The sequence below is a fragment of the Hyphomicrobiales bacterium genome (assembly GCA_016710435.1).
In the GTDB taxonomy this organism is placed as follows: Bacteria; Pseudomonadota; Alphaproteobacteria; order Rhizobiales; family Aestuariivirgaceae; genus Aestuariivirga.
Genome location: JADJVV010000001.1, coordinates 2,033,899 through 2,058,550 on the forward strand (window position 1 = coordinate 2,033,899; position 24,652 = coordinate 2,058,550).

At 63.4% G+C, this 24,652-nt stretch carries 21 protein-coding genes; 5 read left to right on the top strand and 16 right to left on the bottom strand.

Going from position 1 to position 24,652, the window contains the following annotated elements:
• Positions 1–13: 13 nt before the first annotated feature.
• Positions 14–1,126 carry a hypothetical protein gene (locus IPM06_09840; GenBank protein ID MBK8770715.1) on the top strand — a complete coding sequence of 371 codons (1,113 nt, stop codon included), beginning with the start codon at positions 14–16 and terminating at the stop codon, positions 1,124–1,126.
• Between the two features lie 30 nt (positions 1,127–1,156).
• Here the strand turns inward: IPM06_09840 and IPM06_09845 are convergent, their stop codons facing one another.
• From IPM06_09845 to IPM06_09865, 5 genes are all read right to left on the bottom strand, one after another.
• Positions 1,157–1,513 carry a GFA family protein gene (locus IPM06_09845; protein ID MBK8770716.1) on the bottom strand — a complete coding sequence of 119 codons (357 nt, stop codon included), beginning with the start codon at positions 1,511–1,513 and terminating at the stop codon, positions 1,157–1,159.
• Positions 1,514–1,539: 26 nt separating this feature from the next.
• A complete protein-coding gene (locus tag IPM06_09850) occupies positions 1,540–1,983 on the bottom strand; it encodes an SRPBCC family protein (GenBank protein MBK8770717.1) in 444 nt (147 codons plus the stop codon).
• A 13-nt stretch (positions 1,984–1,996) separates the two neighbouring features.
• Complete coding sequence (locus IPM06_09855) at positions 1,997–2,749, bottom strand: VOC family protein (GenBank protein MBK8770718.1); 753 nt, start codon at positions 2,747–2,749, stop codon at positions 1,997–1,999.
• A gap of 22 nt (positions 2,750–2,771) precedes the next feature.
• A complete protein-coding gene (locus tag IPM06_09860) occupies positions 2,772–3,179 on the bottom strand; it encodes a lactoylglutathione lyase (GenBank protein ID MBK8770719.1) in 408 nt (135 codons plus the stop codon).
• A gap of 65 nt (positions 3,180–3,244) precedes the next feature.
• Entirely contained in the window at positions 3,245–3,853 is a 609-nt protein-coding gene (locus tag IPM06_09865; GenBank protein MBK8770720.1) for a TetR/AcrR family transcriptional regulator, read from the bottom strand.
• Positions 3,854–4,087: 234 nt separating this feature from the next.
• On the opposite strand from IPM06_09865, the gene IPM06_09870 reads away from it, so the two are divergent.
• The 3 genes from IPM06_09870 (at position 4,088) to IPM06_09880 (ending at position 7,580) form a co-directional block, all read left to right on the top strand.
• Positions 4,088–5,125, top strand: a complete 1,038-nt coding sequence (locus IPM06_09870; GenBank protein MBK8770721.1) for a substrate-binding domain-containing protein — start codon at positions 4,088–4,090, stop codon at positions 5,123–5,125.
• A gap of 91 nt (positions 5,126–5,216) precedes the next feature.
• The gene (locus tag IPM06_09875) at positions 5,217–6,623 is read left to right on the top strand and encodes a sugar ABC transporter permease (GenBank protein ID MBK8770722.1); all 1,407 of its coding nucleotides are present in this window, start codon (positions 5,217–5,219) and stop codon (positions 6,621–6,623) included.
• A 198-nt stretch (positions 6,624–6,821) separates the two neighbouring features.
• A complete protein-coding gene (locus tag IPM06_09880) occupies positions 6,822–7,580 on the top strand; it encodes a sugar ABC transporter ATP-binding protein (protein MBK8770723.1) in 759 nt (252 codons plus the stop codon).
• A 32-nt stretch (positions 7,581–7,612) separates the two neighbouring features.
• Here IPM06_09880 and IPM06_09885 read toward each other — a convergent pair whose 3' ends face one another.
• From IPM06_09885 to IPM06_09905, 5 genes are read right to left on the bottom strand one after another with little or no spacing between them, the layout of a single operon-like run.
• The gene (locus IPM06_09885) at positions 7,613–8,368 is read right to left on the bottom strand and encodes a hypothetical protein (GenBank protein MBK8770724.1); all 756 of its coding nucleotides are present in this window, start codon (positions 8,366–8,368) and stop codon (positions 7,613–7,615) included.
• A complete protein-coding gene (locus IPM06_09890) occupies positions 8,365–9,675 on the bottom strand; it encodes an aspartate aminotransferase family protein (GenBank protein MBK8770725.1) in 1,311 nt (436 codons plus the stop codon). The genes IPM06_09885 and IPM06_09890 overlap by 4 nt, the downstream gene beginning before the upstream one ends.
• Before the next feature lie 9 nt (positions 9,676–9,684).
• A complete protein-coding gene (locus IPM06_09895) occupies positions 9,685–12,087 on the bottom strand; it encodes a GcvT family protein (protein MBK8770726.1) in 2,403 nt (800 codons plus the stop codon).
• Positions 12,084–14,477: an FAD-dependent oxidoreductase gene (locus IPM06_09900; protein ID MBK8770727.1), complete on the bottom strand. Its 2,394-nt coding sequence runs from the start codon at positions 14,475–14,477 to the stop codon at positions 12,084–12,086. The genes IPM06_09895 and IPM06_09900 overlap by 4 nt, the downstream gene beginning before the upstream one ends.
• Entirely contained in the window at positions 14,477–16,003 is a 1,527-nt protein-coding gene (locus IPM06_09905) for a trimethylamine methyltransferase family protein (GenBank protein ID MBK8770728.1), read from the bottom strand. The genes IPM06_09900 and IPM06_09905 overlap by 1 nt, the downstream gene beginning before the upstream one ends.
• 100 nt (positions 16,004–16,103) lie before the next feature.
• Between IPM06_09905 and IPM06_09910 the strand changes: the two genes are divergently transcribed.
• Positions 16,104–17,093 (top strand): LysR family transcriptional regulator, encoded by a 990-nt coding sequence (locus IPM06_09910; GenBank protein ID MBK8770729.1) that lies wholly within the window; start codon positions 16,104–16,106, stop codon positions 17,091–17,093.
• 8 nt (positions 17,094–17,101) lie between these two features.
• On the opposite strand, the gene IPM06_09915 is transcribed toward IPM06_09910, so the two are convergent.
• The 6 genes from IPM06_09915 to IPM06_09940 are packed head-to-tail and all read right to left on the bottom strand — an operon-like array spanning position 17,102 to position 24,649.
• Positions 17,102–18,784, bottom strand: a complete 1,683-nt coding sequence (locus IPM06_09915) for a urocanate hydratase (protein MBK8770730.1) — start codon at positions 18,782–18,784, stop codon at positions 17,102–17,104.
• Positions 18,785–18,798: 14 nt separating this feature from the next.
• Positions 18,799–19,956, bottom strand: a complete 1,158-nt coding sequence (locus IPM06_09920; GenBank protein ID MBK8770731.1) for an acyl-CoA dehydrogenase family protein — start codon at positions 19,954–19,956, stop codon at positions 18,799–18,801.
• Positions 19,953–21,116 (bottom strand): CoA transferase, encoded by a 1,164-nt coding sequence (locus IPM06_09925; protein MBK8770732.1) that lies wholly within the window; start codon positions 21,114–21,116, stop codon positions 19,953–19,955. Before IPM06_09925 ends, IPM06_09920 begins: the two co-directional genes overlap by 4 nt.
• Entirely contained in the window at positions 21,109–21,912 is an 804-nt protein-coding gene (gene hutG, locus IPM06_09930; protein MBK8770733.1) for an N-formylglutamate deformylase, read from the bottom strand. Before hutG ends, IPM06_09925 begins: the two co-directional genes overlap by 8 nt.
• Complete coding sequence (gene hutH, locus IPM06_09935; protein ID MBK8770734.1) at positions 21,909–23,447, bottom strand: histidine ammonia-lyase; 1,539 nt, start codon at positions 23,445–23,447, stop codon at positions 21,909–21,911. The genes hutG and hutH overlap by 4 nt, the downstream gene beginning before the upstream one ends.
• Positions 23,444–24,649 carry an imidazolonepropionase gene (locus tag IPM06_09940; GenBank protein ID MBK8770735.1) on the bottom strand — a complete coding sequence of 402 codons (1,206 nt, stop codon included), beginning with the start codon at positions 24,647–24,649 and terminating at the stop codon, positions 23,444–23,446. Before IPM06_09940 ends, hutH begins: the two co-directional genes overlap by 4 nt.
• Positions 24,650–24,652: the final 3 nt, after the last annotated feature.

A 24,652-nucleotide genomic window follows, 5' to 3' on the forward strand; every position in this document is an offset into this window, starting at 1 on the left:
GGAGTGGCAGCGCATGAAACGGCGGGCGGCGGTGGCAGCGGTGATTTTGGGGCTTTGTACCCCCGCGCTGGCGGACGATACCTGGATGGAGCAGGTGATGACCTTCTCTCTCGACGGCGATCACATCCTCGCGGAGGGAGCCTTCGCGCCCGACACCGCCGATACCTTCCAGGCCTTCATCAGCCAGAATGCCCCTGATAGCGGGCCATGGAACAAGGCGCTCTACATCCGCTCACCGGGGGGCGCGCTGGGAGCCGCGATCAGCATGGGCCACATTTTGCGCGAGCGCGGAATGTCGGTTGTTGCCTTCGATCTCTGCGCCTCGGCCTGCACTTACATGCTCATGGGCGGCGTCAATCGCGTCGTCACGCGTGAAGCGCAATACGGCGTGCACCAGTTTTCCTTCGGCGATGCTTCGGCCGATCCGGAGAAGCCGTTCTTCACCGCGAAGGACATCGAGTCTCACCAGATGATGGTGGGCGAATTGGCCGACTATACGGAAACCATGGGCGTCGATACCCATGTGGTGCTGCTGGCCTCGCGCACGCCCCCCGCCAATGTGACCTTCCTGACCCGCGACCAACTGGTGAAATACCACGTCGACAATGTGCCGACAGATGAAGACGGCGGACAATCCAACGGCAGCGTGGTGATCCCCGGCGTGACCGAGACGGAGATGGCGGCGGCTCCATCCGACACGTCGATTTTCGAGAGCCTCAAGATCAGGCCACACCGTCTCTCTTCCAACATTTCACTGGCGATGGCACGGCGACTGGTGATGGCGGAAACGCAGGACCTCGCGGGCATGGAGGAAAGCCTCGCGAATTCCTATGCCGCAAACGTGGAGTACAATGGCCGCCTGGTGAGCGGCGACAGCATCGTGGCCGAGAAGCGCCGCATGGTGAAGGATTGGGGTGTCCGCAACCGCACCATCGACGAAGACTCCCTCAAGGTGAACTGCGAAGAAGATGACCTCTGGTGCACCGTGAGCGGTGACTACGACTATGAACTGGGCGTGGCCGAGGGCGGCTTCCTGTCGAAGAACCGCTGGCATTTCACCATGGACATCATGGTGCCGCTGGTGCTGCCGCGGGTGATGAAGGAAACGCTGTCGGAAGTGGAATGAGCGGCAGGACGCGCCGCTCACGCGCGTGCCCTACTTGTCGCGCCCGTTGTAGTGTTTGGACTGAAGCGCGCGCGGATCGACGCCCTCAAGGCAGTTCACGTTGACGGCCACCATCTCCTTGCCATCCGGTCCCTTGCCACGCGCAAATCCTTCGATACCGCAGGTCTTGCAGAAGAGATGGTGCACGACATGCTTGTTGAAGAGATATTCCGTCATCTGGTCCTCGCCCCGCAGCAGGGTGAAGCCATCCTGCGGCGCGAACGCCAGCACCGAACCGAGTCGCTGGCAACGTGAACAATTGCAGGTGATGGTATTGTCGAGATCGACATCGGCTTCAAAGGCAACCGCGCCGCACTGGCAACTTCCGTGATAGTGTTGAGTGGCCATTTGGAACTCTCCCTTGCTGAATTTTGTCAGGCGGTGGCCAAGATTTCGACGAACTGCGCAAGCTGTTTGAGCGAGTCCTGCCAGCCGAGATAGCACATTTCCTCCGGAATGATGTCCGGCACGCCTTCCTGCACGATCGTCACGTCCGTGCCGCACATGACGGGTTTCATGGTCACGGTCACGGTGATCTCGCCGGGCAGATTTGGATCCTCGAAAGTGTCGGTGTAGCGCAGCTTCTCGTTCGGAACGAGTTCGAGGAACGTGCCGCCGAATGCATTGGCATTGCCGGATTCGAATTCCGTGAATGACATGCGGAAGGTTCCCCCAACCTTCGGCTCGCTGTGATGCACCGTGCAGGTATAGCCAGCCGGCGGAAGCCATTTGCATTGGGCGGCAGGGTCCAGAAAGGCCTTGTAGACGCGCGATGGTGGGGCCTTGAAGACACGGTGCAGGTTGATCGTGTAGGACATGTCACGCACTCCTTCATTTCATGTTGCTGAACATGGAGAACGCCGCACCGAGCGGATCGATGCATCCGCAGGCGAAGCCACCGCCGGGCACTTCCATCGGTTCCATCACCACCCGGGCACCCTTGTCCTTGGCGCGATTGATTGCGGCGGAGAGTGAGTCCACATTGAAATAGTAGTTCCAATGGGGCGGCGACGGGTCTTGCGGGACCTTCGTCATCATGCCGCCGGTCTGGCCGGGACCTGTTTCGAAAAGCTGGTAGGTTCCCATGGGCCCCATGTCCATCGCCTCGGTCTTCTTCCAGCCGAACAGCGCTTCATAGAAGGCGAAGGCGGTTTGCCAGTTGCCAGACATGAGTTCGCGCCAGCCGGTGTGGCCGGCCGTGCCGTCCGGAACTGTCTTTGGCTGCTCCGTGGAAATGGGCTTGAAGATGATGAAGCCCGCACCTGACGGATCGGCAAGGACGGCGAAACGTGCAACCCCCGGAATGTCCTGCGGCGGGCGGTGGATCATGCCGCCGAGTTCCACCGCGCGCGCCGCATCCCGGTCGACGTCGTTCGAATGGATGTAGCCTGTCCACACGGGCGGCATGCCGGGGTCAAACGGTGACATCATGCCGCCCACGTCAATGCCATTGGCCGAGAGAAGCCAGTAGGTGGCACCCGGCATGCCGCTGTCCCGGATTGTCCAGCCGATGACATGGGCATAGAAATCCCGTGACGCGGCAAGGTCCGGTGTCATCAGGTCGTACCAGATGAATTTCGACATCATAAACTCCGTACACTGATGATTATTGTTGCGGGACCTGGCTCATGTCCATGAAGAAGGGCTCCCAGCGGTGCCCATCCGGGTCGGCGACGGTGCGATTGTACATGAAGCCCAGGTCCACCGCCGGCCGCGGTTCGCTGCCGCCCGCCGCGAGGGCAGAGGCCATTGACTCATCGACAGCCGCGCGGCTGCCCATTTCGAGCGCGACCATCAGGCCCGTGGACGTCTTGGCATCGGGAATCGGCGCGTCGGAGAAACCCTTGAACTTCGCGTGCGTCAGCAGCATCACGTAGTTCTCTTCGCTGATCACCATGCAGGCGGCGGTGTCGTCGCTGAACTGCAGGTTCTGTGCAAAGCCGAGCGCCTTGTAGAACGCAATCGAACGCCCGAGGTCTGTCACAGGCAGATTGACGAAAATCTTTGTCGGCATGGTGTGGTTCCCTTCCTTGTCCGTGCTGAACGCAGATGAAGTGGTGAAGTTCGTGAAGCGGGTCGTCAGTCCTCCTTGCCGTGATGAAAAAGCAGTTCGACGTAGCGGCGCAAATGCAGGATGGACTCCCGTGCGATGGCGATATCATTCCGTGCTTTGGCCAGAATGAAGGCACCTTGAAGGACAGCCTGTGTATGCAACGCCAGGCTTTCCGCCGACCATGATGCCCGCGGCGCGTGCCGGTTCTTGGCAGCAGTGATGATGGCGGCAATGGTCTCCGCATGTTTGCTGATCCCTGCCTCGCAGGCATCGCGGATGGCGGGATTGGAGGCGTAGGTCTCCTGAACCATCGTGCCGAGCAGGCAGGTCGCTTCCGGAATGCTGCGTCCCTCCAGAAGCTCGGCGCGGAAATCGATGTAGGCGATCAGCTGGTCCAGCGGGTCATCATAGGAATGATAGGGAGCCGCTGCGAACATCGCGCCCGTTACCGTGGACCAATGACCCGCCGCCATCACCGCCAGGTCTTCCTTGCTGCGGAAGTGATGGAAGAAGGCTCCCTTGGTCACACCCGCTGCGCGGCAGAGATCATCCACTGACGTGGCTTCATAACCCGTGGTGCGCACCATGGAGAGGGCGGCATTGAGCAGCTTGGTCTTGGCTGTGGTCTGGAGCATGCGAGTGCAATACCGACCAGTTGGTATGCTGTCAAGTGCCCGTGGGCGGCGGTTTTCCTTTGCTCCGGAGGGCCGCTTGACTCCCCGCTCATCTTCGTGCAACCTTTTTTCGGGCGCCAAAATAAAACAACGAAACGAACGTCCAGCTTTCAAAATCCGACTGACACTCCGCCCCCGCGAAGGGCGGTCTTTGGCGTCCATCGCGGATCGAGAAGGCACCAGGAGGATTTGAGAATGAAGCGTGCAATTTATGCGGCGGTCGCCGGAGCCTTGATGCTCGGCGCGTCATCCCTGTCGGCCAACGCAGCCGGCAAGACGATCGCAGTGTCGTGGAAGACATTCCAGGAAGAACGCTGGAAGACCGACGAAGCGGCGATCAAGGCTGCCGTCGAAGCTGCCGGCAACAAGTACATCTCCACCGATGCGCAGGGTTCTGCCCAGAAGCAGGCTGCCGACATCGAAGGCCTGATCTCGCAGAAGCCGGACGTGGTTCTGGTCGTGGCCTTTGACTCGGATGCCATCCTGCCCTCCATCAAGGCGCTCAGCGATGCCGGCATCAAGTCGATCGCCTATGACGTCCAGTTCGAAGATCCGAACGCGCTCTACATCACCTTCGACAACGTGGGCGTGGGCCGCATCATCGCCCAGGAAATCCAGAAGGTGAAGCCGGAAGGCAACTACGCCTTCATCAAGGGCGACAAGGGCGATCCGAACGCCACCTTCCTGTTCCAGGGCATGATGGAAGTGCTCAAGGAAGGTCTCGACTCGGGCAAGATCAAGAACGTCTGTGAAACCTTCACCGATGGCTGGAAGCCGGACAATGCCCAGAAGAACATGGAGCAGTGCCTGACCTCGACCGGCAACAAGGTGGACGCAGTCGCCTCTGAAAACGACGGCATGGCCTCGGGCGTTGTGGCGGCCCTCACCGCGCAGGGCATGGCCGGCATTCCGGTCGGCGGCCAGGACGGTGACCTCGCGGCCATCAACCGCGTCGCCCTCGGCACGCAGACCGTCTCGGTGTGGAAGAACTCCGTGGACCTCGGCAAGGTGGCCGGTGAAGCCGCCAACGCGCTTGCCGAAGGCACAGACGTGACCAAGATCCCGGGCGTTGCCAAGTTCTCGGGCGGCAAGAAGGGCGTGGAAATGAACTCCATCCTGCTTGCTCCGACGCCGATCACCAAGGACAACATCAACGTCGCCATCGACGCTGGTCACATCACCAAGGAACAGGCCTGCGCTGGCGTTGCTGCCGGTGCCGTGCCGGGCTGCTAAGTCAGGCGGCTGACGAAACCAGGGGCCGCGCCTGTTGCAAAATGGGCGCGGCTTTTCTTTAATGAGAAGCAGGATTTTTCCGGAGCGGCCGATGTCAGACACAGCCAACTCAAGCCAGAACCCCGCCTTGCAGACGGAAGGCGCCGTCAAGCGCTTTTTCCGCGCCACGGAAATTGATGCACGCATGCTGGGCATGATCGCTGCACTGGTCCTGATCTGGTGCCTGTTCGATATTGCCAGCGGCATCATGCGCGGCAATTTTGGCGGACTCCTCGGCGGCTCCTTCCTCACGCCACGAAATTTGTGGACACTTCTCGTCCAGACCTCCTCGATCGCGGTCATGTCCACCGGCATGGTGCTGCTGATCGTGATGCGCCAACTCGATCTTTCGGTGGGCTCCATGCTCTCGATGGTGGCCGTCGCCGGCGCCGTTCTGCAGGTCTTCAAGCTCGCGCCGGTGCTCGGCGTGGGCCACTGGTCAATCTGGATGATCGGCGTGCTCGCCTGCATCGCGCTCGGCGCGGCGGTGGGCGCATTCAACGGCTGGCTCACGGCCTATGCCAAGATCCCCGCCTTCATCGTCACCCTCGGCGGATTGCTCGCCTACAGCGGTATCGCTTTCTACATGGCCAAGGGCGAAACCGTGGCCCCCATGGACAAGACGTTTGAAGTCTTCGGCGGCGGCATTCCTCTGAGCTGGCTCGGACCGTTCTGGAGCTGGATGCTGGCCCTGCTGGTCTGCGCCTCCATCATCTTCGCCATCATCAATGGCCGGCGGCAGAGATTGCGTTTCAAGTTTCCGTTGCGCCCGGTTTGGGCCGAGGTTTTCCTCGCCGTGCTAGGAAGTGCCGTGGTGCTGGGCATCACCCATGTGATGAACTCCTATCCCTGGCCCTTCAAGCTGATCGAGAACTACGCCAAGGCCAATGGCGTGACCATTCCTGCCGGTGTTGAAGACCGGGATGGCACGGCCGTCTGCATGGCAGGCGAACAGGTGGTGCGCTGCACCAGCGGTCTTGTCTATTACACCGGCTATTCATTGCCCGTGATCGTGGCGCTGGTCGTCGGCATCGTCATGACCTTCCTCGCCACCCGCACCATGTTCGGCCGCTACGTCTACGCCATCGGCGGAAATCCGGAAGCCGCGGAACTGGCGGGCATCAACACCAAGATGATGATCGTGAAGGTCTTCGCCCTCATGGGCGCGCTTGTGGGCGTGTCGGCCATCATTTCCTCCGCCCGCCTCAACGCGGCAACCAACGCCCTTGGCCTCACCAACGAACTCTACGTGATCGCGGCCACCGTGATCGGTGGTACCTCGCTCGCGGGCGGCGTCGGCACCATCTACGGCGCCATGATCGGCGCGCTGATGATGCAGTCGATCATCTCCGGCATGTCGCTCCTCAACCTGCCGGCAGCTTTTCAGAACGTGGTGGTGGGTGCGGTTCTCGTCCTCGCCGTCTATCTCGACCAACTCTATTCCCGCCGCGTGAAGTAAGGAGAGGGCATCATGGCCAAGTCTGCAAAGAAATCCGCTCCTGCGCGCAAGTCTCCGGCGAAGAAGGCCGCCAGGCCTGCGGCTCGCAGTGCCGCGAAGGCACCCGCGAAGGTCATCGAGGTGCACGATACTCCTGCTGCCGTGCGCGGCGCGGAGCCGCACAAGAACCTCCGCGACCGCGGCACGCCGCTGATCGAGATGCGCGACATCTCGATTGCCTTCGGCGGCATCAAGGCCGTCGATCATGCCACCGTCGATCTCTATCCCGGCGAAGTGGTGGGCCTGCTCGGCCACAACGGTGCCGGCAAGTCGACGCTGATCAAGGTGCTCTCGGGCGCCTACAAGCGCGACGCGGGCCAGATCTTCATCGAAGGCCAGGAAGTGAACATCGACAACCCGCGCGACGCCAAGGCGCTGGGGATCGAAACGATCTACCAGACGCTGGCCCTCGCCGACAACGTGGACGCCGCCGCCAATCTCTATCTCGGCCGCGAACTGAAGACGAACTTCGGCACGCTCGATGACGTCGCCATGGAGGCGGAGTGCCGCAAGGTGATGCAACGCCTCAACCCGAACTTCCGCCGCTTCAAGGAGCCCGTTTCCAAGCTCTCGGGCGGCCAGCGGCAGTCTGTGGCCATCGCCCGCGCCATTCACTTCAATGCCCGCATCCTCATCATGGACGAGCCGACGGCGGCGCTGGGCCCGGCCGAAACGGCGCAGGTGGGCGAACTCATCAAGCAGTTGAAGGCCGAGGGCATCGGCATCTTCCTCATCAGCCACGACCTGCATGACGTCTTCGATCTTGCCGACCGCGTGACGGTGATGAAGAACGGCAAGGTGGTGGGAACGGCGCGCACCAGCGACGTGAACCACGACGATGTGCTCGGCATGATCATCGCCGGCAAGTGCCCGCCCGGGGCCATGCCGGGTCCCGGCGCCATGCGCGACGCCGCGTGAACAGAAAGGCCCGCTCCGGCGGGCCTTTTTTTCTAGAGTGCAAGGGCCGCGAGCCTGGCGTGGAAGGGCGTGTGGTGGGCGTGGAATTCCGCAAAGCGCGGGGCACGTGACACCAACGCGCTGAACTGGGTTTGCGTCCGCGCCACATCGGCATCTGTCCAGGGCAGGATCGATTTGCTTGCCATCACGTCGGCGTGCCAGCCGGAAACCTGCTGCCAATCGGCAGGCACGTCATCTCCAAACTGCAGGGCCTGTGGCTTGTCTGGCAAACCCACGGCCTTCCAGTAGGCGCACATCTGCCCCACCGGATCGTTCTGTACCTTTTCGCTCTGCACCACGGTGACGGGAAGGCCGCGTGCCTGCAGTGCCGCCGCATGGTGCCATTGCGCTTCCAGGCCGATCTCATCGCGGCTGACGTCGGGATCGAGCTTCGCATAGGACACGATGGAGGCCATGGGATCGCGGATCAGGAAACTGTGGGTGATCCGGTCGACAAACGCCGCATCCTCCATGATGTGCGGCATCACATAGTAGCTCATGTCCTTGAAGAAGACCGGCCCCGTCTCGGCTTTCTTCAGGATGAGCGTCCGGATCTCGGCATAGGACACGGGATGTTCCGGCTGCGCCTCGAAGTGCGGCATCACCTTGGTGGAACGGTGCACATAGTAGTCATACATGAATGGCTCATGCAGACAGGCGAGATCGCCGCGTGAACGCATGATGCGCTCGAAGGCCGTCGAGACGGAGCGCGGGTGCGACCACAGCGCGACAATGGGATGGCGGGTCATGCGAGACTCGAGAAGGCATTGTCGATGCCGTCCGCCACGGCGTCCACGTCGGACATGGCAAGGCACATGGGAGGCACCATGCGCAGCACCGACCGGTTGGGCCCGGACTTCGACAGGATCAGACCCTGTTCGCGGCATTTCTCGAAGACGGCCGCCGTCACGTCCGCATCCGGTTCCTTGGTCTTGCGGTCCTTCACCATTTCGATGGCGAGCATCAATCCTCGCCCGCGCACGTCGCCGATCGCCTTGTGCTTCTGCTGCAGGTCCTTGAGGCGCGCCAGCAGGGCGTCGCCCACCTTGCGGGCATTTTCCTGTGTGCGCTCTTCGCGGATCACCTGCAGCACAGCGCGGCCGGCGGCACAGCTTGTGGGATTTGCACCGTACGTGTGGAACATGAACTTGCCGGCCATGGCGTCACCGATCTCCTTGCGCGCCACAACGGCGCCGAGCGGAAAGCCATTGCCAATGCCTTTCGCCATCACCACGATATCGGGGATGACGCCATCCACCTCGAAGCCCCACATGTGGTCGCCCGTGCGGCCGAAGCCGGATTGCACTTCATCGGCGATGTAAAGCCCGCCCGCCGCGCGCACGCGTTCGGCGGCACCCGACATGTAGCCCTTGGGCATTTCGACGATGCCGCCGTAACCCTGCACGCTCTCCACGAAGATGCCTGCGACCTTGCCTGTGGTGGCCGTGGCAATGGCCCGCTCGATATCGTCGAGGTAGGGCGCGGCACCGGGGCCGAATTCGCCGCGATACTGATTGGGTTCGGCGACAAACGCCACGTTCCCCGGCATGCCGGGGTGGCGGAAGGCCGCAATGCCGGTGATCGATTGCGCCGCCGAGGTGGGGCCGTGATAGGCGGTGCGCAACGCCAGCAGGTCGAGATGGCCCGTGTAGGTGCGCGCCATGACCATGGCGAGGTCAATCGCTTCCGATCCCGAATTGGTGAAGTGCACCACCCAGTCCTGGCCCTTGGGCATGGTCGCCGCCAGTTCTTCAGCGAAGTGCGCAGGGACGGGATGGTAGAACATTGTCGTGCAGTGCGTGAGAGCCTGCGCCTGCTCCATCGCCGCCTTCACCACGGTGGGATGGGCGTGTCCGACCGATACGCAGACATTCATGCCGAGAAGATCGGTGTATTTCTTGCCTTCGGAATCCCACAGGTACTGCATGGAACCCTTGGTGAAGACGAGCGGGTCCTTGAATGGCACGAACTTCTGCTGCGAGGCCGCATAGTAGCGCGTGCGGCGCTCCGCGGTTCCGGCGAGTGACCAGTCGGTGTGCAGGGGATGTCCGGTCATGTCTGGCTCCTATGCCTTCAGGCGCTCGTTCGTGGGATCATAAGGTGGCACGTCGAGAATCCGGGCGGCCCGCATCTTGCCCAGGATTTTCACCTGCAACCCTTCGCGCAATCCCGGTTCACGCAAAAAGGCCAGTGCGAGCGTTTTCCTGGTCCGGTGCCCAAAGGCACCCGACGTCACGATGCCGACGGGCCTGCCGTCTGCAAACACAGCGTGTGCATAGAAGGGGTCCACATCCGAGGTGTCGATGTCCAGCAATACCATGGCCCACGGCTGCGCCTTCGCCAGCATGGCATCACGGCCGGTGAAGAGGCGCCCTTCTGTTTTCACGAAGCTGTCGAGACCTGTCTCCAGCGGCGTGCGTTCCGTGGTGAGGTCCGCACCCCAGGCGCGGTATCCTTTTTCAAGGCGCATCGATTGCGCGGCGTAGGCACCATAGAAGCCGAGGCCGAGCGGCCTTCCGGCCGCCTCAAGTGCATCGAAAATGGCGACCGCATCGTTGCGCGCCATGTGCAGTTCCCAGCCCAGTTCACCGACGTAGGACACCCGCAGTGCAATCACGTGGCGTTCCGCCACGTCGATTTCCTGTGCCGTCAGCCACGGGAAACCCGCGCCGAGATCGGCTGATGTGAGCTTGGCTAGCAGCATCCGTGCATGCGGTCCCATCACCCCGATGATGGTGCGCTCCCGCGTGATGTTGCGCACCGTGACGTCGAAAGGAGCCGCGCGCGAATTGAGCAAATCCAGGTCCATCTCCTCCGATGCCGCAGCGGAGGTGAGATAGGCGTGCTGCGCCGAAAGCACGGTGACGGTGAACTCCGAGGCCACGCCGCCCGCCGGCGTCAACACATGGGTGAGGCCGATGCGCCCCGGCCTTGGCGGACGGTTGGCACCGAGGGCGTTGAGAAAGGGAAAGGTATCCGTGCCTGTCACGTCGAACTTGGAGAAGACCGAGAGGTCTGCCAGCGCCACCCGGTTGGCCGCCGCATCCACCTCGCGCGCCACGGCATCAAACCAGTTGGTGCGCCGGAAACTCTCGTGCGCCACATCGCCGGGCTTGTCCGAGAACCAGTTGGGCCGCTCCGTGCCATGGGCAAATCCCATCACGGCGCCCCGCGCCAGCATGTGATCATGCAGGGGCGAGTGATGCAAGTCGCGTCCCACGCGTCGCTCCTCGAAGGGATAGTGCACGCCAAACTGCAGGCCGAAGCATTCCACCGCCTTTGCCACGCGGTAGTCTCGGCCGGCCCAGGCACCGAAGCGGCGCGGATCGACTGCCAGCGCATCCATCGGCGGCGCACCATGGGTCATCCAGTGTGCAAGGAACCTGCCCGCCCCGCCGCCTTCCATCACGCCCATGGAAGAGCCGGTGAGCAACCACGCATTCTCCACACCATGCGCTGGCCCGATGAGCGGATTGGCGTCAGGCGTGAAGGTGATGGGCCCATTGATCACCGTCTTCACCCCGCCTGTGGCAAGTGCTGGCACGCGCGCCATTGCAGCCTCGATGATGTGTTCGACGCGATCAAGGTCTGGCGGCATGAGTTCCGCGCCGAAAGCTGGCGGCACGCCATCGACAGACCATACCTGGGCTTCCTTCTCGTAAGGACCGAGAATGAAGCCGTCACGCTCCTGCCGACAATACCAGCTTTCTTCCGGATCGCGAATGATCGGGAGTTCGCCCTTGCCGTCTGCGATGCGCTGCTGGATGGCGGGAATGCCGTCTGTCACCAGATATTGATGCAGCACCGGGACCGACGGCACATTGACGCCCATCATGCGGCCCACTTCAAAGCCCCATGTGCCGGCGGCATTGACGATGTGCTTCGCGCGCAGCGTGCCCTTCGCGGTCTCGACAATCCATGTGCCGTTCTCACGGCGGATGGACTGCACCGGATTGTAGCGCTGGATCGCCGCGCCATGACTCTGCGCCACCTGCGCCATGGCATTGGTCGCAAGCGTCGGGTCCACATGACCATCATCCGGTTCGTAGATGCCGCCGATGAGACCGTCGAGTTGCGCCAGCGGGTGCAGTTCGGCAATCCGTTCCGGCGTCACCAGTTGCAAGTGGTAGCCGGTGAATTCCGAAAGGCCCACGACGTGCGCGAACTCATCCATGCGATCGGGATTGCGGGTGACGCGCATGGCGCCTGAGCGGTGAAAACCGCACGACTGCCCCGTCTCCTGCGGAAGAATGTCGCGATAGAGGCGCACCGAAGTGGCCCGCAGTTCCTGGATGGTGGCGTTGTGCGCGAAGTGTGTGCACAGCCCCGCCGCATGCCAGGTGGAGCCGTGCGTCAGGTCATTTTTTTCAACAAGAACAATATCTTTCCAGCCGTTCTTTGCGAGATGGTAGAGGAGCGATACGCCCATCGCCCCGCCGCCGATGATGACAACTTGCAGTTCGCTCACGCATTCATCCTTTCGCCTGCGGGGTCGAAGGGCGGCTTCGCCAGCACTTTCGCCGCATGATCTTGTCCTGCCACGCGGATGCTGAAGGACCGCGCGCAGGTTTGCGCCAGCGTCTCGCCTTCCGCGATGTCCACAACGCCCAGGGCCAGCGTCAGTCCGGTGCGGGCACCGCGCGCGCCCGATGTCGTCATCCCCACACCCCGGCGGTTCTCGAAGATGGGTTCGTCATGCAGCATCAGCGGATGACCCTCCACATTGAACAGCACCATGCGCCGCCCGACGCCCATGGAGCGGAGATGCAGCAGCGCGTTCCGCCCCCGGAAGTCCTTGGACCAGTCAATGGTGAAGGAAAGTCCTGCCTCGAGCGGCGTAATGTCCGGCCCGAGGTCGTGTCCCCAATGGCGATAGCCCTTCTCGATCCGGCAGGCATCCAGCGCGTAGTGCCCGAGGGGCCGCGCGCCTGCGATGATGAGGGCATCGAACACCGCGCCTGCTTCTGCAGCAGGGATCATCAGCTCCCAGCCCAACTCACCCACGAAGCTCAATCGCGTGGCCAGGCAACGGATGCCCGCGACAGTCACCGGCCGTGCCGTCGAAAACGCGAAACTGCTCCAGTTGTCGTTGGAAAGCGTTGCAAGAATGGAGCGCGATGCAGCTCCCATCACGCCGATGACGCAATGGTCCTCGGTGATGTCGTGAAGCAGTACGTTCCGCCCCATCGCGGCGCGGCGCAGGAAGGCCAGGTCCTTCTGCCGCGTGGCCGCGCCGGAGACGACACGGAAATGATCGTCACCGAGCCGTGTCACCGTGACGTCGGCTTCGATGCCGCCGCGGTCGTTGAGGAAGAACGTGTAGACAGCGCGGCCCACCGCAACGTCAATGTTGGCGGTGGCTGTCGCCTGCAGGAGGAGCAAGGCATCCGCACCCGTGACGTCGATCTTGGTGAACGGCGAGAGGTCAATGAGGGCAGCACCCTCTTTCATCTCCGCCGCCTCGCGCACGGCTATTGGGTACCACGGTTGCGCACCCACAGCGTAGGGCAGGGAGTGCTCGTCATCGCTGCGCGCATACCAGATGCCGCGCTCCCATCCGGCGGTGAGGCCGAACACGGCGCCTTGTGCAGCCCAGTGCTCATGCAGCGCCGAGCTGCGCAGGTCACGCCCCGCCTTGGGCTGCTTGAAAGGCCAGTGCAGCGCGAAGAGATCCGCCACCGCCTCCTCCATGCGCGCCGCCATGTGCGCTGGCGAAGCCGTGAGGGGATCAACGCGCGCGATATCGATGCCCCATAGGTCGCTGGGCGCTTCGCCAGCGATCACCCAGTCCGCCAGAACCTTGCCGATGCCGGCGGAACTCATGATGCCGACGGAGTTCATCCCCGCCGCCACGAATAACCCATCAAGATGAGGGGCCGCACCCAACAGCGGCCGCGTGTCGGCGGTGAAACTTTCGGGCCCGTTCATGAAGCGCTGAATGCCCGTCTCCGCCAGCACCGGGACAAGAGCCAGGGCCGCTTCCATGAAGGGCGTGAATTGTTCCCAGTCCTCCGGCAGTTCCAGAAAGGCGCGATTGCTTTCCGGGCCATTGGGGTTCCAGCATTTTGCATGGGGCTCGAAGCCGCCGATCACCAGGCGGCCGGCATCGCCCTTCACATAGATGCCGGTATCAAGATCCCGCACCACGGGGAACGGGTGGGGCAGGCCGGGAACGGGCTCCGTCACAATGTACATGTGCTCCACCGGCTGAAGCGGCAGCGCAAGGCCGATGTCATCGGCGAGAGACTTCGACCATGCGCCCGCACAGAGCACGATCTTCTCCGCATCAATGGTGCTGCCATCGGCGAGCGCCACGCCCGTCACCTGCGCCCCATTGCGCAGGATGCGTGTCACCCCAACGCCCTCGCGGAGCGTGACGCCACGAGTCTTCGCGGCCCGCGCATAGGCCATGCATAGGTCCACCGGATTGACGTTGGCATCTTCCGGCACCATCAGTGCGCCCACATGGTTGCCAAGCGCCAGTTGCGGAATGGCGACTTGGTCCGGCGTGATGATATCCGGTGTCAGTCCCATGTGGCGGCCCACGGCGCAGATGCGTTGCAATTCATCCATGCGCTCGGGCTTCCGCGCCAGCCAGTAGCCACCAGTGCGCCGGTAGCCGGTGCTCATCCCGGTCTCGGCTTCCAACTGCGGAAAGAGTGTGAGCGCATGCGACGCGATCTGCGTCATCGCTGCCGTGGCGCGCAGTGGGCCCACGATCCCTGCCGCATGCCAGCTTGTGCCGGACGTCAGCTGGTTGCGTTCGAGCAGAACCACGTCCCGTTCGCCGCGGCAGGCGAGATGGTATGCCACGCTGAGACCCACGGCACCGCCACCGATGATGATGATCCTGCCCATCAGAAGTAATTCATGTCCGGTTTCTCGGCCTTGCGGCGCGCGATGTAGTCCTGCAGCGCCGCGTCGATGGCGGGATCCAGCCCCGGATCCTCGTACGACTCAAGCTGTTTCTTCCACAGCGTATTGGCGCGCGACGCCGCGTCCCGCGACCCTTCAGCGCTCCACTGTTCGAAGGAATTGTTGTCGGGCGTGAGCGGGCGGAACAGCGCCGACATGAAGTTGGCGCGCGTATGATCGCTGCCGAGAAAGTGCTGGCCCGGCCCTGTCGCTGCAATTGCCGCCATGGCTTGCGCATTCTCCGACAAGTCGATGCCATCGAAGAAACGCGCAACCTTGCCGCACAGATCCGCATCGATCATCGTCTTTTCGAAGGACGTGACCAGCCCACCCTCCAGCCAGCCCGTGGCATGGTTGATGAGATTGGCGCCCGCAAACATCGACATGAGCAAGCCCCACGTCGCCTCCTGCTGGCTTTGCGCATCGGGCAACTTCGATGCTGACAAAGTTCCAACCGTATGCAGCGGCACGCCCAGCCGGCGCGCCAGTTGGCCCGCCGCCAGAACCATCAATCCTGCTTCCGGCGTGCCGAAGGTGGGCGCTCCCGACTGCATCGACATGGTGGATGCAAAGCTGCCCATGAGGCACGGCGCACCAGGATTGATCAGTTGCACGAGCGCGAGGCAGGCCGTGGCCTCCGCCAGCACCTGCGCCAATGTCCCGGCGACGGTTGTCGGGCTCATGGCACCCGTGAGAACCCACGGTGTGCAGGCCACGGGCTGGTTGGCGCGCGCGTAAGTCTTCAGTGCTCCGGACATGTGCGAGTCGAGCACCAGCGGCGCATTGGTGTTCGAGACGCAATAGAGCACAGGGTTCCGGGCCACATGTTCTTCGCCGAACAGGATGCGGGCCATGTCGATGGCATGTCCTGCCCGCTCCGCGCCGATGAAGGCTCCCATGAAGGCCCGGTCCGACCAGCGGATGTGGGCGTAGAGCATATCGAGATGACGCTTGTTGGCGGGAAGGTCCACCGGCTCGCACACCACGCCACCGGAGTGATGCAACCAGGGTAGCGTGTGATGCAGCTTCACCAGCTTCTTGAAATCATCATGGCTGGCATATCGCCGCCCACGGTCGAGGTCGTGCACGAAGGGCGGTCCCCAAGAGGGGCACAGCACCGTACCATTGCCGCCGAGCTTCACCGAATTGGCTGGATTGCGGGCCTGCTGCACGAATTCCTTGGGCGCCGTGGCCTGAATGGTGCGGCGGCAGAAGCCCGGCTCGAAGCGCACGCGCTCGCCCTGCACGTCGCAGCCCGCATCACGGAACACGTCGAGGATTTCCGGGTCGCCGGTGAAATCCATGCCCGTGTCCTTGAGAATGAGATCGGCATTGCCTTCGATGAGTGCCAGACCTTCTTCACCCAGCACGTTGAAAGTGCCGAGCTTGCGATCAATATAGGGCGCACGCGGCGCCGTGGCCTGCGCCTGTCCGGATATTGCGCGCCTGCGCCGCGGGGCTGACTCCATCACCATGAATTTGATCGCGCCTTTCGCCGGGATGAATTCCACGGCAAGTGCAAAAACTCAATTGACGGAACCTACCATTAGCATTTCTAATGGTGTTGCCATGAAGAAAACCAAGATCAAGAGTACGATACATTCCGGTTCAAACCTCCTGAAGGCCATGGAAGTCTTCGAAGCCGTGGCCGAGTCCGGCCAGATGACGGCCGCAGCCCGAATGCTGGGCCTCACCCAATCTGCGGCCTCCCAGCACATCGCAGCACTTGAGAAGGCCTATGGCGTGACGTTGATCGACCGCAGCGTCCGCCCCTCGCGCCTCACGCAGGCGGGCACGCTGCTGCACCGCCATGCCGCGCGCATCCTCAACGTTGTCGGCGATCTTGAAATGGATATGCGCCAGCAAGGCCCGACCCCGATCAGCGTGTTGCGCCTCGGCATTCTCGCCTCCATCGCCACCACCCTCACGCCCGGACTCGTGGCGCTGGCGAAAAAGGGCTTCGGCGTGCGCGACGTGACGCTGCACGCGGGCCAGAGCGGCGACCACGAAACGCTGCTGCGCACCAAGCGCGCCGACCTGGCCATCACCTCCAATCCCTTCTACGACATGGAAGGGTTGGAGCGTCACGCGGTGCTGCAGGAATCATTCCTGCTTGTCCTGCCGTCGGCCTATCGCGGACCGGCGGACAGCCTTGAGGCCGTCCAGCGCCGCCTTCCGCTGATCCGTTTCGCAGACTCGACCAGTGTTGGCCGCCAGGTGACGCAGCATCTCCGCCGCCTGCGCATCAACCCGCAACAGGTGATCCAGGCGGACCGCTCCAGCATGGTCACAGCCTGCGTGTGCAACAACATGGGGTTCACGCTGCTCACGCCGACGCTGCTGATTGACGGCTTCGTCGAACGCATGCCGCTTCGCGTGATGCCCCTGCCGGCGGCGCGTCTCACCCGCACCATCACCGTCGTGTCGCGCGAACGCGAACTCGGAAATTTCCCGGCGCAGGTGGCGAAACTCGCGCGCCGCACGCTCGCCGACCACATCGCGCGCCACATGAAGGATGTGGGCAGCGATGCGCTCAACGTGGAACCGGACGTGGCCTGAGCCCGGCCTCAGTTGCCGAGGATCGTCGGAAGGCGCAGGCCCTTTTCCCGCGCGCAGGCTATGGCCTCCTCATAGCCTGCATCGGCGTGGCGCCACACGCCGGTAGCTGGATCGTTCCACAGCACGCGCTCCAGGCGCTTGGCTGCAGCATCCGTTCCATCGGCAACAATCACCACGCCGGAATGTTGCGAGAAGCCCATGCCCACGCCGCCGCCATGATGCAGCGACACCCAAGTGGCGCCACTCGCGGTGTTGATGAGTGCGTTGAGTAGCGGCCAATCCGAAACGGCATCGGAGCCATCCTTCATCGCTTCGGTCTCGCGGTTGGGCGAGGCGACGGAACCGGAGTCCAGGTGATCGCGGCCGATCACCACCGGCGCCTTCAGTTCACCTGACTTCACCATCTCGTTGAACATGAGGCCCGCGCGATGGCGGTCGCCAAGTCCGATCCAGCAGATGCGGGCGGGCAGGCCCTGGAAGGCGATGCGCTCGCGCGCCATGTCAAGCCAGCGGTGGAGATGCTCGTTCTCGGGGAACAGCTTCTTCATTGCCGCGTCGGTCTTGTAGATGTCCTCCGGATCACCGGACAGCGCGCACCAGCGGAACGGGCCGATGCCGCGGCAGAAGAGGGGCCGGATGTAGGCAGGCACGAATCCCGGGAAGGCAAAGGCGTTTTCAAAGCCTTCTTCCTTCGCCACCTGCCTGATGTTGTTGCCGTAATCGAGTGTGGGCACGCCCGCGTTCCAGAAATCCACCATGGCCTGCACATGTAATTTCATGGAGGCACGCGCTGCCTTTTCGACTGCCTGCGGATTGCTCTCCTGCTTGGCCCGCCATTCGGCGACAGTCCAGCCGGAGGGCAGGTAGCCGTGCAGCGGATCATGCGCCGAGGTCTGGTCGGTGACGATGTCCGGCCTCATGCCACCCGCTTTCATGCGCTTGACCAGTTCCGGAAAGACATCGGCAGCGTTGCCAAGGAGGCCAACCGATTTGGCTTCACCGGCCTTTGTCCACTGGTCGATGAGTGCCAGCGCATCATCAAGCGTCTTCGCCTTGGCATCAACATATTTGGTGCGCAGCCTGAAATCGATGCGGGTCTCGTCGCATTCCACGGCGAGGCAGCTGGCGCCCGCAAACACGGCCGCCAGCGGTTGCGCACCGCCCATGCCGCCCAATCCGCCGGTCAGGATCCACCTGCCCTTCAGGCTGCCGCCGTAATGCTGGCGGCCCGCCTCGGCAAAGGTTTCATAGGTGCCCTGCACGATCCCTTGCGTGCCGATGTAGATCCACGAGCCCGCCGTCATCTGGCCGTACATCATCAGGCCCTTCTGATCGAGGGCGTTGAAATGTTCCCACGTCGCCCAGCGCGGCACGAGGTTGGAGTTGGCGATCAGGACGCGCGGCGCATCGGCATGGGTACGGATCACGGCCACGGGACGGCCGGACTGCACCACCAGCGTTTCATCGGCTTCCAGCGACTTCAGTGACGCCACGATGCGATCAAAGTCGCCCCAGCTGCGCGCGGCGCGGCCAATGCCACCATACACCACCAGTTCGTGCGGGTTCTCCGCCACGTCCGGATGCAGGTTGTTCATCAACATGCGGAGCGGCGCTTCCGTCTGCCAGCTCTTGGCGTTGAGCGTGGTGCCCGTGGGCGGATAGATGTCGCGGCTGTTCTTGCGGTCGAGCATGGTCATGTCCTCGTTCAGGATAGGAGATGGGCGGCGATGATGTTGCGTTGCACCTCCGAAGACCCTTCGTAGATGCGGAAGATGCGGGCGTCGCGCGCATAGCGTTCGATGGGGAAGTCCCGCGTGAAACCGTAGCCGCCATGGATCTGCAGGGCACCGTCGGTGACGCGGCCCACCATTTCGGAGCAGGCGAGCTTGGCGAGGCTTGCCTCCAGCGAGAACCGCTCGCCGGTCTGGAGCGATTGCGTCCGCGCCTCCACCGCCTGCAGGGCAAGTGCGCGTGCCCGTGCAATATCCAGTGCCATGTCGGCCAGTTGCCAGCGAATGCCCTGCCGGTTGGCCAGCGCCTCGCCGCCGATCACGCGCGTCTTGGCATAGGCGAGAGCGGCATCAAGCGCGGCCTGGGCAATGCCAAGCGACATGGCCGCCACCTCGACGCGGCCATTGTCCAGCACCGCCATGGCCGTGCGAAACCCCTTGCCCTCCGTCTCGCCCAGCAGGGCATCAGCCGGCAGATGGCAATCGAACGCGAGGGTGAAGACGTGCCCGCCTTGCAGGCCCATCGTGCGCTCCGGCACGCCAATCGAAAGCCCGGGCGTGCCGCGTGGAACGATGAAGGCGGAAATTCCGCGATGCTTCGCGGCGGGATCGGTAACGGCAAAGACGACGAGAAAATCTGCCGTGCCGCCGTTGGAGATGAAACATTTGCTGCCGGCAAGATGCCAGCCATTCGCGGTGCGCAGGGCCCGCGTCTTCATGTCGGCGGGATCAGAACCCGCGGCGGGTTCTGTCAGCGCAAAGCCGCCTAGCACCTCACCCGCCGCCGCGCGCGGCAGCCACGCGGCGCGCTGCGCCGCGCTACCGCCGATCAGGATCGCATCCGTCGCAAGGTAGTGCGCCGTGAGTGCCGAGGCGGTGGACCCGCAGGCACCCGCGATGATTTCCACGATGGCGAAGAGGACCTTCACGGAGAGTCCGGGCCCGCCAACACTCTCCGGCAGGTTCGCCCCCATCACGCCAAGCCCGGCAAGGCCGCGCAGTTGCGTGTGGACGAAACTCTTCTCTTCATCCGTCTTCGCGGCGAGGGGCACCAGAACCTGTTCCGCAAAGCGCGAGACAGTGTCGACCACGGGCATTTCCTCGTCCGGCAATCCGGGCCAGCGCGGCATCATGAGAGCGCCTCCGCGTCGAGCAATCCCAAGTCCCTCAGAATATCATCTCCCGCCGCCCCCAGTGCTGGCGCGGAAGCGTGCGCCATGGGCTTTGCGCCATCAAACCAGACAGGCTGCGGCACCACCTTCACGCTGCCGAGCGAACCATGGGGAAGTGCAACCACGGTCTGCCGCGCCATGGCCTGCGCACTCGATGCCGCCTCGCTGAAGCTGCGGATGGGCGCCGCCGTGAGCCCCACCCCGGTGAGGAGTGAAACGGCCTGTTCTGCGCTGATGCTGCGGCTCCACGTCTCGATGATGGCTTTGAGCGCCGGCTCATTCTGCGTCCGTGCGCTGTCCGAGCAGAAGCGCGGGTCGCTCTCCAGCCCGGCATGGCCCATGAGGCTTGCGAGTTTCGCGAAATGCTTTTCATTCAGCACGCACAGCGCAAAGCTGCCGTCAGCCGCGCGGAAGCAGCCGAAGGGCGTGGACAGCGGATGGCGATTCCCCACGCGCGCCGGCTCCCGTCCACCATAGAACAATTGCGCCTGGGCGGTAGGCAACAGGGCGAACAGGGCATCGTGCATGGCGATGTCAAGTGTTGCGCCCGCGCCGCTGCGGCTCCGCTTCACAAGTGCGGCAAGGATGGCCCAGCTCGCGAACACGCCGCCTGCAAGATCAGCGATGCTCTCGCCGAATTTGAGAGGCGCGCCTCTCTCCTCGCCATTCACAGCCATGGCCCCGCTCAGGGCCTGGATCACAAGGTCATAGGCGGGAAGACCCGTCCACGGTCCAGTCTGGCCGAAGCCGGAGATGGAGGCGTGCACCAGCGATGGCTTCTCCGCCCGCAAGGACACCGCATCCAGGCCGAACTTCGCCGCAATGCCGGGCCGGAAATTCTCAACAACGCAATCGCACGACAGTGCGATCCGCCGCGCCAGCTTCACCGCGTCTTCGTCCTTGAGATCGAGCACGATTGAACGCTTGCCGCGGTTGACGAGTTGGAAGAGCGCGCTCTCGCCGTCCACGAATGGCCCGATGTGGCGGTATTCATCGCCACCCGGCGGTTCGAGCTTGATCACGTCAGCACCAAGGTCAGCGAGCAGCGCCGTGCAATAAGGCCCGGCGAGGACGCGCGTCATGTCGAAGATGCGAATGCCCGCCAGCGGTGCCTCAGCCATGGCGCGGCAACTCCTTGGCGCGTGCCACCAGCGCTTCCAGCATGCCGGCCAGAACCTGTTGCAGAGAAAGCGCCTTGGCGCTGCTGAAGCTCCACGGCGGGCTTTCGCTTTCGAGGTAGGCCGATTGCGCGATTTCCATCTGGATCGCGTGCACGCCGGAAAGCGGCTGCCCATAGTGCCGTGTCGTCCAGCCGCCGCGAAACCGCCCGTTGGTGACGGTGGAGAAACGCGAGGATTCGGCTACGCCCTGCACCGCCGTTGCCAGCATCACATCGCAGCTCTTGCCATTGTCAGTACCGATGTTCAGGTCCGGCAACGTCCCGTCAAACAGGAAGGGAATGCGCGAGCGGATGGAATGGCAATCATAGAGAATGGCAAAGCCGTGCCTGGCCTTCACGCGTTCGATTTCTGCCGAAAGTGCGGCGTGGTAGGGCGCATGATATGTGGCGATGCGCTGTGCCACGTCCTCCGCCGATGGTTCCCGGCCCTTCTTCCAGATCGCGGCGCCGTCGAAATCGGTGAGCGGGCACAGGCCGGTGGTGTTCTGGCCGGGGTAGAGTGAATCTCCCGTGGGGTCGCGGTTGGCGTCGATCACATAGCGATGGAACGTGGCGCTGACGACCGTGAGGTCCGGCACGAGGTCGGCATAGAGATCGTTGATGTGCCAGTCCGTGTCGGCCAGAATTTTTCCATTGCTGTTGAGCCGCGCGGCAATGTCGGTCGGCACGAAGGTGCCGCCATGCGGTTGCCCCAGGATGACGGGACCATCGCCGCGCGTGACGGTCGCGGCACTCATGACGCAAAATCCGGAAGGTTCACTTCGCTGGCCGCTGCAAGGGCGCCGCATGCAATCACGGCAGCCGCGGCTTCGAGGTCAGGAGCGATGAAGCGGTCTTCGCCCAGGGTCCGCACATCCTGCCGCAGACGCGCCACGGCGCGCTGCAATGGTGCTGATGTGGCAAGAGGTGCGCGGAAATCGATGCCCTGCGCCGCGCACAGCAATTCGATGCCGAGGATGCGTTGCAGGTTGGCATTCATGCGCAGCAGCCGCCGTGCCCCATGCGCCGCCATGGACACATGGTCTTCCTGGTTGGCCGAGGTGGGCGTGGAATCGGTGACGCACGGCGTTGCGAGATGCTTGTTTTCGCTCATCAGCGCCGCACTCGTCACCTCCGCGATCATGTAGCCGGAGTTCAGTCCGGGATTGGGCGTGAGGAAGGGCGGCAGGTCGAAGGACAGAGTAGGGTCGACCATCAGCGCCACGCGCCGCTGCGCAATGGCGCCGATTTCCGAAATGGCCAGTGCCGTCATGTCGGCAGCAAAGCCCACGGGTTCCGCATGGAAGTTGCCGCCTGATACAATCTGGCCCGAGGCTGTCAGCACCAGCGGATTGTCGGTTGCAGCATTGGCCTCGATCTCCAGCGTGCGCCCGGCCTGGCGCAACACATCCATGGCGGCACCCGTCACCTGCGGCTGGCAACGGATGCAATAGGGGTCTTGCACCCGCGTATCGCCTTCGCGATGGCTCTCGCGGATCACCGATCCGTCCAGCAGGGTGCGCATGGCAGCCGCCGCCTCGATCTGCCCGGCATGGCCGCGCAGGCTGTGGATTTCCGGATGCAGCGGCGCCGTCGAGCCCATGATGGCATCCGTGGACATGGCCGCCGTCACCAGCGAGGCAACAGCGCAGTCCCAGGCGTCGAAGAGCCCCGCAAGTGCGCAGGCGGTGGAGAATTGCGTGCCGTTGATGAAGGCAAGGCCTTCCTTCGCACCCAGCGGAATGGGCGAGAGTCCGGCAGATTTCAGCGCCGCCGCACCCGCCATGCGAACACCTCCGACATCGGCCTCACCTTCGCCGATGATCACGGCTGTCATGTGGGCGAGCGGAGCCAGGTCGCCACTGGCGCCGACTGACCCCTGTGCCGGAACCACGGGCGTGACGCCTTTCGCCAGCATGTCCTCCAGCAAGGTGATGAGCGGCCAGCGCACGCCGGATGCGCCGCGCCCGAGGCTGAGCAGTTTCAGCGCCATCATCAGCCGCGTGATCGCCCGCGGCATTGCTTCGCCCACGCCGGCACAATGACTGAGGATGAGATTGCGCTGCAGTGTCGCCGTATCAGCGGGTGCGATGCGCATGGAGGCGAGTTTGCCGAAACCGGTGTTGACGCCATAGACGGGCACGTCCCCCGCTGCGGCTGCGGCGATCACGGCTGAGGAGGCCTCAATTGCCGCCCGCCTGCTGCGGTGCAACTGCACCGGCAATTCCTCGCGGTAGATGCGGCGAAGGTCCGCGAGCGTCACTTGCCCGGGCGTAAGTGTGAGAACGCTCATGCGAGACTCCCGATGATGCGGCTGTGAAGGGGATTGAAGCCGATGCGGTAGGAAAGCTCGGCAGGATGGGCGGCATTCCACACCGCAAAATTCGCGGCAGCGCCAGCGACGAGGGAACCATGGCCGGCAAGGCCGAGTGCACGGGCGGCATGAACAGTCGCACCCGCCAGCGCTTCTTCCGGTGTCATGCGAAACAAGGTGCATGCCATGTTCATGGCAAGAAGCAGCGAGGACATCGGCGAAGATCCGGGATTCATGTCGGTCGAGACCGCCATGGCCACGCCGTGCTTGCGGAACAGGTCGATGGGCGGTGCCTGCTTTTCGCGCAATGTGTAGAAGGCGCCCGGCAGGATCACGGCAACGGTGCCCGCATCCGCCATGGCCTTCACACCGGCCTCGTCAACATATTCGAGATGTTCCGCCGAGCGTGCGCCATAACGCGCCGCGAGGGCTGCACCGTGCAGGTTGGAAAGCTGTTCCGCGTGCAATTTGATGGGCAGGCCCAGACTCTGCGCCACATCGAACACCCGGGCAATCTGGGCTGGCGTGAAGGCAATGCCTTCGCAGAATCCATCCACCGCATCCACAAGACCTTCGGCATGGGCGTCCCGCAGGGCCGGAATACAGACGGTGTCGATGTAGGAGTCAGCACGGTCCTTGAACTCCGGCGGTATGGCGTGCGCGCCCAGGAACGTGGTGATGATCTTCACGTTGCGTTTCTTGCCGATGCGCCGGGCGGCGCGCAGCATGTTCAATTCGGTGTCGTGATTGAGACCATAGCCTGATTTGATCTCGAGCACTGATACGCCTTCCGCGATGGCCGCATCCACGCGCGGCAACGCCGCTGCAACGAGTTCGTCGACGCTCGCCGCCCGCGTCGCCGTGACGGTAGAGATGATGCCGCCGCCGGCGCGCGCAACCTCCTCATAGGTCGCACCCTTGAGCCGCATTTCGAATTCATTGGCGCGGTTGCCCCCGTGAACCAGATGCGTGTGGCAGTCGATGAGGGCCGGGGTCACCAGCCGTCCGCCAAGATCTACGATGCGGAATTTTTCCAAGGCAGCCGGACAATTCGCGCGTGGCCCGATCCATGAAATGCGCCCCTTCTCGACCGCGATGGCGGCCCCGGGCACGAGGCCATAAGCGGGTGCCGCCATGGTGGCAGCCGAGCAGTTGACCAGAAGCTGGGAGTCGGAAGTCATGAG